Annotated in this window: 14 protein-coding genes and 2 pseudogenes; 6 read left to right on the top strand and 10 right to left on the bottom strand. The window is 69.4% G+C overall.

The features are described 5' to 3' along the window. Positions 1–50: 50 nt before the first annotated feature. From ACFYO2_RS46640 to ACFYO2_RS46630, 3 genes are read right to left on the bottom strand one after another with little or no spacing between them, the layout of a single operon-like run. Complete coding sequence (locus ACFYO2_RS46640; RefSeq protein WP_388362802.1) at positions 51–713, bottom strand: AMP-binding protein; 663 nt, start codon at positions 711–713, stop codon at positions 51–53. Positions 714–748: 35 nt separating this feature from the next. Next, positions 749–2,473, bottom strand: a complete 1,725-nt coding sequence (locus ACFYO2_RS46635; protein ID WP_388362800.1) for an aldehyde dehydrogenase family protein — start codon at positions 2,471–2,473, stop codon at positions 749–751. Continuing rightward, positions 2,470–4,080 (bottom strand): GMC family oxidoreductase, encoded by a 1,611-nt coding sequence (locus ACFYO2_RS46630; protein ID WP_388362797.1) that lies wholly within the window; start codon positions 4,078–4,080, stop codon positions 2,470–2,472. The genes ACFYO2_RS46635 and ACFYO2_RS46630 overlap by 4 nt, the downstream gene beginning before the upstream one ends. Before the next feature lie 184 nt (positions 4,081–4,264). Between ACFYO2_RS46630 and ACFYO2_RS46625 the strand changes: the two genes are divergently transcribed. The 3 genes and pseudogenes from ACFYO2_RS46625 to ACFYO2_RS46615 all read left to right on the top strand — a co-directional run bounded on the left by ACFYO2_RS46625 (position 4,265) and on the right by ACFYO2_RS46615 (position 6,783). Continuing rightward, entirely contained in the window at positions 4,265–5,458 is a 1,194-nt protein-coding gene (locus tag ACFYO2_RS46625; RefSeq protein WP_388362795.1) for a PucR family transcriptional regulator, read from the top strand. A 68-nt stretch (positions 5,459–5,526) separates the two neighbouring features. Continuing rightward, positions 5,527–5,814, top strand: a pseudogene (locus ACFYO2_RS46620) (transposase); the annotation flags it as partial. 237 nt (positions 5,815–6,051) lie between these two features. Continuing rightward, the gene (locus ACFYO2_RS46615) at positions 6,052–6,783 is read left to right on the top strand and encodes a dienelactone hydrolase family protein (RefSeq protein ID WP_388362792.1); all 732 of its coding nucleotides are present in this window, start codon (positions 6,052–6,054) and stop codon (positions 6,781–6,783) included. A 558-nt stretch (positions 6,784–7,341) separates the two neighbouring features. Here the strand turns inward: ACFYO2_RS46615 and ACFYO2_RS46610 are convergent. Further along, entirely contained in the window at positions 7,342–7,710 is a 369-nt protein-coding gene (locus tag ACFYO2_RS46610) for a hypothetical protein (protein WP_388362790.1), read from the bottom strand. 176 nt (positions 7,711–7,886) lie between these two features. Here ACFYO2_RS46610 and ACFYO2_RS46605 point away from each other — a divergent pair, with 176 nt between their 5' ends. Both ACFYO2_RS46605 and ACFYO2_RS46600 read left to right on the top strand, forming a co-directional pair. Continuing rightward, the gene (locus ACFYO2_RS46605) at positions 7,887–8,564 is read left to right on the top strand and encodes a hypothetical protein (protein WP_388362787.1); all 678 of its coding nucleotides are present in this window, start codon (positions 7,887–7,889) and stop codon (positions 8,562–8,564) included. Positions 8,565–8,626: 62 nt separating this feature from the next. Then, complete coding sequence (locus tag ACFYO2_RS46600) at positions 8,627–9,355, top strand: DUF1775 domain-containing protein (RefSeq protein ID WP_388362785.1); 729 nt, start codon at positions 8,627–8,629, stop codon at positions 9,353–9,355. Positions 9,356–9,480: 125 nt separating this feature from the next. On the opposite strand, the pseudogene ACFYO2_RS46595 reads toward ACFYO2_RS46600, so the two are convergent. Both ACFYO2_RS46595 and ACFYO2_RS46590 read right to left on the bottom strand, forming a co-directional pair. Beyond that, a pseudogene (locus tag ACFYO2_RS46595) lies at positions 9,481–9,594 on the bottom strand (arsenite S-adenosylmethyltransferase); the annotation flags it as partial. 58 nt (positions 9,595–9,652) lie between these two features. Further along, entirely contained in the window at positions 9,653–10,183 is a 531-nt protein-coding gene (locus ACFYO2_RS46590; RefSeq protein WP_388362783.1) for a hypothetical protein, read from the bottom strand. Positions 10,184–10,361: 178 nt separating this feature from the next. On the opposite strand from ACFYO2_RS46590, the gene ACFYO2_RS46585 reads away from it, so the two are divergent. After that, positions 10,362–10,499, top strand: a complete 138-nt coding sequence (locus ACFYO2_RS46585; RefSeq protein WP_388362780.1) for a hypothetical protein — start codon at positions 10,362–10,364, stop codon at positions 10,497–10,499. A gap of 6 nt (positions 10,500–10,505) precedes the next feature. On the opposite strand, the gene ACFYO2_RS46580 is transcribed toward ACFYO2_RS46585, so the two are convergent. The 4 genes from ACFYO2_RS46580 to ACFYO2_RS46565 are packed head-to-tail and all read right to left on the bottom strand — an operon-like array spanning position 10,506 to position 11,935. Next, on the bottom strand, positions 10,506–10,841 hold the full coding sequence (locus ACFYO2_RS46580; RefSeq protein ID WP_388362777.1) for a YnfA family protein: 336 nt from the start codon (positions 10,839–10,841) through the stop codon (positions 10,506–10,508). A gap of 11 nt (positions 10,842–10,852) precedes the next feature. Beyond that, positions 10,853–11,167, bottom strand: coding sequence for a hypothetical protein (locus tag ACFYO2_RS46575; RefSeq protein WP_388362774.1), 315 nt, complete (start codon positions 11,165–11,167; stop codon positions 10,853–10,855). Then, positions 11,148–11,597, bottom strand: a complete 450-nt coding sequence (locus ACFYO2_RS46570) for a MerR family transcriptional regulator (protein ID WP_388362771.1) — start codon at positions 11,595–11,597, stop codon at positions 11,148–11,150. The genes ACFYO2_RS46575 and ACFYO2_RS46570 overlap by 20 nt, the downstream gene beginning before the upstream one ends. Further along, on the bottom strand, positions 11,594–11,935 hold the full coding sequence (locus tag ACFYO2_RS46565; protein WP_388362768.1) for a hypothetical protein: 342 nt from the start codon (positions 11,933–11,935) through the stop codon (positions 11,594–11,596). The genes ACFYO2_RS46570 and ACFYO2_RS46565 overlap by 4 nt, the downstream gene beginning before the upstream one ends. Between the last annotated feature and the right edge of the window lie 287 nt (positions 11,936–12,222).

Below are 12,222 nucleotides of genomic sequence, written 5' to 3'. Positions count from 1 at the left end.
GACACCCAGCCCCGCCTCTCGCTCCGATGAACAGAACGATCATGCCGACCTCAGCGAGCCGACGAAGCCGGTTTACGCATTTCCCAACGGAGTCGTAAACGCCCGGGGTTCCTCGCAAGAATTCGCTGAACCATGTTGCTGTGGGTCAGCTCCGCGCCCTTGGGCTTACCCGTCGTGCCGCTGGTGTAGAGCACGACCGCGGTATCGGTCTCGCTCGTCTGCACGGTTTCGAACACGGCGGGCCAGTCGCGGGTGAACTCCGTCAGTGTCGGCACCTCGTCGAACGGGGAGCCGTGGGCCGGGTCAGTGGCGATCACGACGAAGTGCTCGCAGCCGGGGACCGAACCGAACGCCGCCAGGCCTGCCTTCGCCATCGGCAGCTGGTCCGTGCCCTCGAAGCAGAAGTACGCCTTCGCGCCGGAGTCCTGGAGGTGATACGTGATCTCCCGCTCGGTGAGCAGGACGTTCAGCGGCACGACCGCCGCCCCGGTCTTGAGGATGCCGTAGTAGACGACCGGGAAGTGGGGCAGATTGGGACAGCTCAGGGCGACCCGGTCACCGGGCCCGATGCCGCGGGCAGCGAGCGCCGCCGCGACCCGGTTCGCCTCGGCGTCGACCTGCGCGTACGACAGTCTCGTGTCGCTCAGCACCACGGCGTCGCGCTCCGGAAGTTCGCGTGCGGTGTCCTCCAGCAGGACAGCCAGGTTGAGCATGGTGGTCTCCCGTGTGGTCTCGGACGGTTCGGTGGTCAGCCGCGCAACGCGGAGGCGAAGATCCTGGGCAGCTTGGACCATCGGGGCGCGGCGGCGAAGCCGGTGAGCAGGCGTCCCGTGGTGGCGGCGGTACGGTTGGTGACGAACCACGGGGGCTTGGGGGAGATCGCCGGCTCCCCGTGCAGGACCGACCGGGGTACGGGACGGAAGGGGCCTCGTACGACGGTGCGTTCGGGCCCGTCCAGGAGTACGGCGTTGTGCACGACGCCGATCCCGCTCTGTACGTCGTCCAGAGTGTGGCCGGGGAAGGCGCCCCAGGAGGCGGTGGCGGTCAGATAGCCGACGCCCGTCCACGCGTTCAGCGCGACCGTTCCGTAGCGCAGTTCGGCGATCGCCTCGTCGAGGGCGGGGCCGAGCGCGGCGATGGTGCGGGGGTGCGCGACGAGGTTCACACCGAGCGTTCCGGCGAACTTCCCGTTCGCGGTGCGGACCGCCTCGTCCAGGAACTCCCCCGCGTTCCCGGGCAATTCGAGGACGCCCAGCACGGGGGCGAAGTACTCGGTGGTCAGCGCCGGGCCCGGCTCCTTCGGGTCGAGGTTGTCGATCAGCACCCGTCCACCGCCGACGCGCTCCGCGCCGGGGTACGACGCGAGGGCCTGCGCCACCCGGCCGTCGCTGCCCGGGTAGTAGGCGGGGCGCGCGGGGGCTTTGGCCAGTGCCGCTCGCAGATGCGCCAGGAACCGGTCCTTCTGTGCCCAGTCGGAGCTGACGACGACCACCTGGCTCGCCACACAGTTGTAGCCGCCGTTGTGCAGCCGCTGGGTGGCGACGTGCTCGGCCTGGAAGCGCAGATCGGCCTCGGACCAGTCGCCCGGAATCACGATCGTCGGCGAGACGCCGCCGAGTTCACTGGTGACCGGCTTCTCAAGCAGCGGCGTGCCCGCCTTCTTGCGCGAGGCACCTTCGGGACCCGTACCGAAGACGATCGCGTCATGGCTCACGGCACTGCCGGTTATGTGGACATGCCCGACGCCCGGGTGGTTCACGACGTAGGCGCCGACATCGGCGCCGCCGGTCACGATGCGGACCGCGCCGACCTCGATCAACGGGGCCAGCACCCGGCTGAAGACCTCGAAGAGCCCGTCCATGACCGGGTTCAGCTTCAGGACCACGACCCGGTTGTGCGCGTACAGCTCGTACAGCACGTCCAGGACCGGGATCGAGGTGATGTTCCCGGCTCCGAGTACCACGCCGACGCCCGCGGACGCGGCCGGCTGTCGCAGGGCAAGGCCCGCCCGGCTGCGTACCGTCTCGGCGGTGACGCCCGGCGGCATCCACACCTCGGCACTGAAACCGCTCAACAGCAGCCTGTCCCAGACGCTGTGCGGCAGGACACGGACAGCGACGCGCCCGCCGGGAGCCGGGACGGTGGAGAAGGCGTCGACGGGACTGCGGCCCTCCTCCAGTGCTCGTACGCTGGCCGCGAGCGCGCCCGTGCCGGTCAGCACCGGGTACGGTCCGGAGACCCACTCCTCGCCGATCAGCGGGCTGCCGTCCGGCAGCCGCTTGTACGCGACAGCCGCGCGCATCCAGGCCTTGCCCTGCTCGGCGGTGGCGGCGTACACCCCCTCCAGCAGCTCCCGTCGCTTCGCCAGGCCGCACGCGGCCCAGGCGGCCTCGCCGCGGGCCAGCTCGGCGATCGCCCGGTCGACCTCTGCCATCTGTTCGGCGGCAGGTTCGGTTGTCGGCGTCGTGGTCATCGGGTGGCTCCCTTGGCTTCGTTGATTCCGCTGATTCCGTTGCTTCCGTTGAATCCCTTGATGCCTCTGATGAGGTCGGCCGCCTTCTCCGCGGCCATGATCACGGGCGCGTTGGTGTTCGCCCTCGGCACCGACGGGAACACCGAGGCGTCGACGACCCGTAGGCCGGACACGTCCAGCACCCGTAGGTCGGGGTCGACCACCGAGCCGATGGCACAGGTCGACGTCGGGTGGTACAGCGTCTGCCCGGACCGCTTCGCCCAGGCGAGGATGTCCGCCTCGGAGTCGGATTCCGGCACGTCGTACGGTCCGGTGACCACGTCGGCCACCGCCTGCTGCGCCGCGATCCGCAGGGCGATCCTGATCCCGCCGACGATGCTGTCGCGGTCCTCTGCCGTCATCAGGTAGTTGTGCGTGATCCGCGGTGCGGCGTCCGGGCGCGGGGCGCGCAGCGTCACCTGACCGCGGCTGGTGGGGGCGAGCACGCAAGGACCGAAGGCGAAGCCGTGCTCGGTGGCAGGGCCGAGCCCGTCCTGGTGGAACAGCACCGGCGCCGCATGGAACTGCACGTCCGGGGCGGCCAGGCCGTCCCGGCTGCGGAAGAAACCGCCGGCCTCGCCGATGTTGGAGGTCAGCGGCCCGCGCCCCTCGCTCTGCAGCAGGGCCGCGTTCTCCGGGCTCGCCGCGGCGATCAGGGACTCGACGTCGGTACGGAAGTTCAGCAGCGTCATGTAGTGGTCCTGCAGGCCCTGGCCCACGGGCAGGTCGCGCACCACGTCGATACCGAAGGCCGGCAGCACGGCGGCGGGTCCGACACCGGACAGCATCAGCAGCTTCGGGGACTCGTACGTGCCCGCGGACAGGATCACTTCATGCTCGGCGCGGACCACCTCGACCGCGCCGCCCCGCTCCACCTCCACTCCCGTCGCCCGGCCGGCCTCGATCACCACGCGGTGGGCCCGCGCGGAGGACAGGACCGTGAGGTTCGGCCGTTCCAGGGCGGGGTGCAGGTAGGCGACGGCCGTGCTGCAGCGCATGCCGCCGCGCTGGGTCAGCTGGTACGGCCCGACGCCGAACTGCGTCTCGCCGTTGAAGTCCTCGTTGCGCTTGTACCCGGCCTGCTCGGCGGCGTGGACGAACGCCGTGGCGAGCGGATGGCGGGACCGGCTGTCGCTGACCGCCAGCGGGCCGCCCGCTCCATGGAGGTCGTCCGCGCCCCGCTCGTTGTCCTCCGAGCGCCGGAAGTACGGCAGCACATCGGCGTACGACCAGCCCGTGGCCCCGCCCGCGGCCCATCCGTCGTAGTCGGCCGGGTTGCCGCGCATGTAGATCATGGCGTTGATCGAGCTGCTGCCACCGAACACCTTGCCCCGGGGCAGGTAGGTCCGCCGTCCGAAGATCCCCGGTTCGGGCTCGGAGTCGAGGTCCCAGTCGAGCTCGCTCTTGAACAGCTGGGGGAAGGCGGCCGGGATGTGGATCTCCTGGGCGGTGTCGGGTCCTCCCGCTTCGATCAGCGCCACCCTGACATCGGGGTCCTCGGACAGCCGCGCCGCCAGCACACAGCCCGCGGACCCGGCGCCGACGATGACGTAGTCGTAGGTGTTCATTCGATCTCCTTTGACCGACGAGTGCGCGGACTGTGCGAACGCCTCATTCGTCGGTCCGCGGGTGGTCCACGCTGACCTGGATGTTCGCCCCACCGACGCCATGCAGGCCATGGGCGGTGGCCGGAGATAACGACGTATGGATTGGGCCTGTGCACAATCGTGCGCGCCGCCTACCATCGGGCACATGACGACGCTGCTGGGCACCGACGAGTGCGTGGCCGAGATGCTCGATCGGTTGCTGGACTCGGTGGACTCGCTGACCGATGAGCTGACCACCGAGATCCTCGTCGGCGAACTCGCGTACAGCGAGAGCACGCCGCTGAGCCATGCGCAACTGCGCACCGCCGTCCACGACAACCTCTGCGCCCTGCTCGCTTCCCTGCACGGTGGCGCGCTGACCAGTGTGGAAGCCCCCCGGGCGGCAGGCCGGCTCAAGGCGGAACAGGGCATCCCCCTCGCCGCACTGCTGCATGCCTTCCGTCTCGCCGGGCGGTTCATCTGGGACCGGCTGCTGGCGATGGCTGTCGATGAGAACAGCGCCGCGAAGCTGCTGCACAGGGCGTCGGACATCTGGGTGGTGATCGACGAGTACTCCAGCGTGGCGGCCGAGGCATACCGCGCCACCGTCGAGGAGCAGACACGCCGCGACGCGGCGGCCCGCAGCGTCAAACTCACCACACTGCTCGACGGCACCGCCGAGAACAGCTCCAGCGCCTGGGAGATCGTGCGAGTCCTCGGCCTGGATCGCCGCAAAGGGCCCTTCCAGGTGGTGTACGCCGAGATCAACGACGGCGCGGAACCGCTGCCCGCGGCTGAGGGCCGCCTGCGGGAGATCGGTGTCGATTCCGAGTGGACCCACCAGGCGGGCGCCCTACTGGGCCTGCTCGCCGTTCCGCACGGACATCCTGCCTCGGCGACACAGGAACGGCTCAGCACCACGGCGCTCTCCCGGGTGGGCATCAGCAGACCCTTCGCCTCCCCCATGGACGCGTCGAACGCCCGGCGAGAGGCACAACTGGCGGCCCAGTGCCTGCCCCCTGGTACCCATGACACGCACGTCTACGGGAGTTCACCGATCGCCCTGCTCGCAGCCGCGTCTCCCGATGCCGCGGCCGAGGTGGCTCACACGGTCTTCGGACCGCTGCTCACCCAGCCGGAAACGGAACGGTCCCTGCTGCTCGACACGTTGGACACCTGGTTCGCCACCGGTGGCTCGACGACCAGAGCCGCCGAGCATTTGCACTGCCACCGCAACACCGTCCTGTACCGGCTCAACAGGATCACCGAGCTGACCGGCCGACGGACGACCGACGCGGCCTCCTCCGCGGAGCTCTACATCGCCCTGTGTGCCGCACGGCTGAGCAGTGTCCCTCGCTGACCATCGGCGACAGCGCCGATCGGCACTCGCCATGGTCGGCGTCCTTGACATCGTCACCGCGTCCGTGAGCGCCATCTTGGCGGAACCTGCCCCTGCACGACACCGCGCAGAACAGGGTCTGGCTGGAGATCGTCCAGATCACACTCGACCTGCTGGCCTGGATGCCGATGCTTGCCCTGAACGGCCAGGCCCGGTTCTGGTAGCCCCGCCGCCTGCGGCTCCGCCTGTTCAGCTCGGCCGGCCAGCTCGTCACCACCGGCCGCCGCCGGATCCTCCGCGTCGCTCACCACTGGGCATGGACCCATGTCGTCACCAGCGCCCTTGGACGGCTCGACCAACTGCCCAACCCGGTCTGACCAGTAGCTTTCTCGTCCCTGCGAGCAGCACCATGTATCCGGAGCAGTGGAACCCCGCGCCCACCCGATACCTCAGCCGGGCTACCGGCCTGCCCGCCAAAAGCCACCGAACGTGAAATGGTCTGCCGACTCCGTCGGCAGACCATCGCGAAAGATCGAGGTTGGCACTTACTCGTGATTTGCGGCGATCACACTAGAGAGCGCCCGCAGCAGGAATCCCGAAAGGCCCGAAACGCTATGCGCTTTACCTCTGAGACGTCGTCCGACGGCGTCTTTGAACAGCTCTTCCTCCTCGGCGACATCCCTGGCGTGCTATGGACTCCACGAGGTGCCGACGGGACCCGCCCCCTGATTGCATTGGGGCACGGCGGCGGTCAGAACAAGAAGGCCCCTGGCATCGTGGACCGTGCGCGCCGTTTCGTAGCCGAGTGCGGTTTCGCCGTGGTGGCGGTCGATGCGCCTAGCCACGGTGACCGACCGGAACATGAGGAGTTCACCCGGATCGCGACCGAGTACGAGGCCCGGCTTGACGCCGGTGAGGGACTGGCCCCGCTGATCGCCGGCTTCCAGGCGCTCGTTGTCCGCCAGATTGTGCCGGAATGGCAGACAGTCCTCAACGCGGTCCAGAAGCTCAGTCATGTTGGCATTGGCCCAGTTGGCTACTGGGGTGTGTCACTGGGCTGCGTGCTCGGCGTCCCGCTTATTGCCGCCGAGTCCCGGGTCCGGGCGGCGGTGCTGGGCCTGGCCGGTGCTGAGGTGTCAGCCGAGACCGCCGCGCGGATTACCGTCCCTGTGGAGTTCCTCGTGCAGTGGGACGATGAGCGAGTGCCACGGACCCAGAGCCTGGCACTGTTCGACGCCTTCGCCTCAACCGAGAAGACGCTGCACGCCAACCCCGGCAAGCACGGTGAGGTCCCGGCATTCGAGATAGACAGCACGCTACGTTTCTTCGCCCGGCATCTTGGCTGATACCGCCGCCTGTACTCCGTGACGCGCCGATCGGGATCCGTTCCCGATGGGCGCGTTCAGCGCGCACTGGCCTGAGTGGCCGACAAAGTTCAGGTTCGGACACGTAACCGTTCCGGTGCCTGCGCAAGGACATCGCCAGGGCCAACGTTGCCTGACGCGGCACTAGCCACACCGCAGGTGGAGAGCAAACGTGCGGGTCAGGGCACTGTGATCCGCCCTGGGGCGCATCCCAACTCCTTGCCCTGCTCCCAGGCGTTCCGTTTCCTCCCCGGCTGAAGCCGGGGGTATCCACGAAAGAACTCCGATGAAGCGTGGCAGCCCTTCTCGGCATTTGCCTGTCTGTTCCTATCCTTGCGTCCCGAACACGTCCCGAACACGTCCCGAACGCTTTCCCGGAGGGACGGGTTTAGCGTGCACGGAGTCGACCGCGCCAGCTGGGGAAAGGGTTCGAACTCGCCTGCAGCGGATTGCCCTTCCGACGCGAAGCAGCCCCCGCCCCTCGGAGCGACGCCTCTATGTTCGCGCCCCGCGGGAGAGTCCGGATGTTCTTCACTCGCCTCAGTAGAGGTAGATGTCCACAAGGAAGGCTGCGAGCCCGGCCAGCAGCGCGTATCCGACCGTGCGTCGGCCGGGTTCGGCCCGTAGGGGGCCCAGCCCATAGAAGAGCGCCGCGACAGCGAGCGCGAAGACGCCCGACCCCGTGTCCTGCCAACTGACGGGGAAGACGGTGAACGGCGCGTCCGTGAAGAACTGGTCGCCGTGGGCCGCTCTCAGAATGGCGTTCCAGGCGACGGGGCCTGCTGCGGCAGCCAGCGCCCCTGTGAGGATCACGGCGGGGCGACGGCCGCGGGTGGCAACAGCCAGCAGCACCGAGGCGGCGACGGCCGACAACGCGGCCCCGTACGCGATCTCACCCCAACCGATCATGGCGTTTCCCTCCGCAGTGTGGGCACACCGCCGCGGTCCGGTCCCCACGGTACGAGGGCCCGACCCGAAAAGCGCGCGCACAGGAGGTCGCGAACGAATGACGGAATCCGGACGAGACGCCTCTTTGCGGATCCGGCCTCCGGCCGAGGTGAGCGATGTCCGATGATGGGCGGGCCATGACCACGCTCAGCACCCTTCGTACGCCGTCGCACCGCGCGCCGCTTCCCGTTCTGCGGGCGGCCGTGTTCGCGATCGTCGGGACGGTATTAGGGGTGAGCGCGCACCATCTGGTCGCCGAGGGGCCCGCGCTGTGGCGGCAGAGTGCGCTGGCCCTGCTGGTGCTCTTCGGTGTCGGTCTCGTCGGCACACGACGCCCACGCTCCCTGGCCACGGTCGTGGTGACGTGCGGCGCAGCGCAGGCGGGACTGCACCTGTGGCTGATGAGCGCCCACGTGGATGGCGCGACGGCACCCATGGCTGTGTCGTGTCCGCCGGGCGTCGGCCACCTGCACCACGCCGCCGACGCCCACCAGGCATGGCACGAGCGCCTGCACGACTCGCTGGCCATGACGGCCGTACACGCCGTAGCGGCCGTACTCGTCGCCGTACTGCTGCACCGCGCGGACATCGTTTGCTGGTCACTGGCGTGCGGTGTGACGACGGCGGTCGACACGGCCCGTGCCCGAGTCGCCACGGTCCGGGCGCTGCTCGCCGACCGCCCGGCCCGCACGGAGCCGGGGCTGTCGGCGCTCGCCCTCGCGTGGCTGGAGCACCCACCGCCGGTGGAGACGGTGCTCGCGAACGTGGTGGTCCGGAGGGGCCCTCCCCAGGCGGGGCTCACTCTCGCCAGTTGACCTGCCCGGGCGGTCGTTCCGATGAGCGCCGCCCCACGCTCCCCCCATGCCTGGAGACATCCATGTTCGATGCCATCACCAAGCACCGCACCGTGCGCCGGCTGACCCTCGCGGCAACCGCGACCACCGCCCTCGTCCTCCTCACCGCCGGGCCGGCCGCCGCGCACGTGGAGGTCGAGTCGGACAAGGCCCAGGCCCTCGCCGAGAACGTCGAGGTCTCCTTCGACGCCGAGTCGGAGTCGGACACCGCCGGGATCACGCAGATCCGTGTGGTCCTGCCCGAGGGCATCGCCCCCGCCGACGTGACATACGGCGAGGGCCCCAAGGACTGGAAGTTCACGGCCGCCGACGACGGTTACACCGTCAAGGGCCCGGCGGTGAAGGCCGGTGTGAACGCCGAGTACTCCGTCGTCGTCAGGCAGCTTCCCGACGCGAAGGAGCTGGCCTTCAAGACGCTCCAGACCTACAGCGACGGACGTACCGACCGCTGGATCGAGCTGGACGAGAGCGGCGAGAATCCGGCGCCCGTGCTCAAGCTGAAGGCCGCCGCACCCGGCGCGAAGCCGGTCAGCCCCTCCCCCAGCGAGTCGGAAAGCCCCTCCGCCTCCCCGACCCCGACCCCGACCGCCGAGGAGACGGCCGTCTCTCCCTCCCCGCAGGCGGCCGACACCGAGAAGGATGGCGACGGCGGGCTGTCGGCGGGTGCGTGGACCGGCATCGTCGCGGCGATCGTCGTCGTCGCCGCGGCCGTGATCCTCGTCGTACGCCGCCGGGGCAGCACCCAGCAGTAATCGGGCGCCCTTCCAGGGCTCTTGCATTCCCGATGGTGCAAGGGCCTTGGTATGTCAGTCGTGCGGAGCCTTCCCGCTCACCCTGTGGTCCGCGTGGTCTCCACGCCGACGAACCCGGCCGCCTACAGCCCCTGCCGGTACTCGGCGAACGACAGAGCTCCGGCGATGCAGCCCAAACAGTCGCCCCGCTCGGCCCACTGCGCTGGAGTTAGCTGGTCCTCGACCACCACATCCGAGATCCAACGGGTCGGCCTTCAACGGAGATCTTGTGAGTGCCTGGCGCAAGGCGCTGGGGCGTCAACTGTTCTCGCAGGCCCTGGCTTTGAACTCCGCTAGCGGGACGGTGATGGTGGATTCCTCGCTGTTGCCCGAGACGTGGTCGTAGCGGACCGTTCCCGGGGTGAGCCGGTCCCGGTCGGTCACAGTGAAGGAGACGCTACTCGATGACCACGAGCTGTCCTTGGTCCAGCCGTAGACGGCATAGGTGGTCTTGGCGGTGAGCGGTTTGAGAGATGTGGTCGCGGTCCAGCCGACGGAAGGAGTATCGAGGGGCCAGGTGGCGAGGCCTGCGGTGAGGGGGCGGTTGGCGGCCCATGAACCGACCGTCACTTCACTGTTGACGTCTTCGCTTTCTACGTAGAGGGTGGCGCCATCGATCTGATGCCCGCAGACCATCAAGACGCCGAGCAGATGGCCGTCGCCGGTCACGGAGATGCCGGCGACGGCATCGATGGCAACCGAGCATCCTGAGTTTGCGGCCAAGGCCACGCCGGCCGCGCAAGCGCCGACGAGGCGCCGGAACACCGGCCGTGAAACGGTCGACTGCACAGAGTCCCCCTTGTCCGGAGGAATTTCGCACCCCCTGCACGCCGGATGGTTGATGGTAGGGACGACCGGCGTCGAGCCGCAGCGCCGCCACCGACCCGTTGCGCTCTCGTGGTGGCCTTGTAGCCGCTTGACTGCCTCAGGCCGAGGGACGGTTACGTTGCCCGGAACCTTCGGTGGCATGCGCTCAAGGCGTGGCGATGTCCGCGAGTACGTCGTCGAGTACCTGCGCGACCAGGCGGCGGTACTGATTGCCACGCGATCCGGCGCCGCTCGGCACATGCGTGAGCCCGGCCACGGGGGTGGCGGAGGGGAGTGAGAGCGATCAGTGGTTGCGGGGCGCGTACATGATCACGGCCATGCCGGCGAGGCAGATCAGCGCGCCGACGGCATCGAAGCGGTCGGGGCGGTAGCCGTCGGCGACCATCCCCCAGGCGATCGACCCGGCGACGAAGATGCCGCCGTACGCGGCGAGGATCCGCCCGAAGTTGTCGTCGCTCTGGAAGGTCGCGACGGCACCGTAGAGCCCCAGGGCGATTACTCCGGCACCGATCCAGATCCAGCCTTTGTGCTCGCGGATGCCCTGCCACATCAGCCAGGCCCCGCCGATCTCGAACAGGGCGGCTGCAACGAACAGGGCAACGGAACGAGCGACGGTCATACCGGCTGACCCTAGCGACGGGCCGTGTCGGTGATCTTCAGCGGGTCCTTGGACGTCTGGCAGCCGCATCCACCCTCCCCTGGGGTCTTCGGCGCGCAGGAGCAGGAGCGGCGGCGCTGGCCCAACCACCAGGTTCCGACGGCGAGCACGGCCAGGACGACGGCGACGGCGGGCAGCCGGCCCACCACCGCTTCGGCACCCACCCCGACAGCACCCGCCGTGGTCAGGATCGGCAGCGCGCAGCACGCCACGCAGGCCAGGGCGGCCAGGCCCCCGAGCGCCTTCGGGGCGCGGTGGGGGCGTGGATCAGCAGCAGGGTCCGGCATGGCGGTTCTCCTCGGCGAGGTCGGTGAAGGGGATGGGGCAGCAGGCACTGGACGCGCAGACGGTCAGGTCGTCGCAGCCCGCGTCGACGGCGGCGGCCAGGGCGGTACGGATGGTGGTCAGGTCTGCGATCTTCGCGTCGACCTCGGCGAGCTTCGCGGCCGCGCGCTGCTGAAGGCCCGCGACCGGGCGGCCGTGGCGGTGGCGGCCCGTTTCCAGCAGCTCGGCGACCTCCTCCAGCGTGAAGCCCAGGCGCTGGGCGGCCTTGATCACCCGCAGCGCGGTGACCGCCTCACCCCCGTACAGACGGTGACCGCCCGGGCTGCGCTCGGGTTCGTCCAGCAGCCCACGCCGCTCGTAGTAGCGCAGGGTCTGAATGTTCACCCCGGCCGCCTCGGCGACCTGCCCACTGCGCAGCAGGTCGCCGCTCACCGCGGCGCTCCCTCACCGGTGGCACTCGCCCGCGCCGCCAAGGCGTCCAGGACCGGCGCGTGCACCTCGTCCACCGAGATGTCCAGCAGCAGGGCCCCGGTGTCAGCAGTGACGGTGAAAGTGAAGAACGAGCAGCAGCCGGTCTCCTTTTCCACCAGCTCACGGACTTGTGCTTCGACGCTGGTGTCACCACCCAGGTCCAGTCGCAGCCGCAGCGGCTCGGGCCGGGAGACCTCCCTCAGCCGCTCGGCCAACAGCCCGTCCCATTCCGCCACCCGCAAGGGCCGCTCCTCGGTGGGCAGGGTGCAGGACTGCGGAACCCAGTCCAGGTCAGTCATCGCGCTCACTCCAGTCGTCACTTCCTCCCGCTGGGGACACCTACAACGGTAAACCTGTACCTGGGTACAGGTTGCAAGCCCTGCCGCAGATGCCGGTCATGACGGGAGTTCCTGGTCGTCCTGCGGGTCGCGGCCGGCACGCAGGGCGTCGATCTCCTTGCGCATGCGGAGCAGTTCCCGAACCGCTCTTCCGGCTCGCGCTCACGCACCCCGCGATCGCCACTGTCTGGGCGGACTCCACCTGTGCCGGAAAGCTGGTGGACCGGGCGAAGAAGTCGTGGATCTGC

Source organism: Streptomyces sp. NPDC006602 (assembly GCF_042870385.1).
In the GTDB taxonomy this organism is placed as follows: Bacteria; Actinomycetota; Actinomycetes; order Streptomycetales; family Streptomycetaceae; genus Streptomyces.
This window is presented reverse-complemented; position numbering and strand designations above follow the sequence as displayed.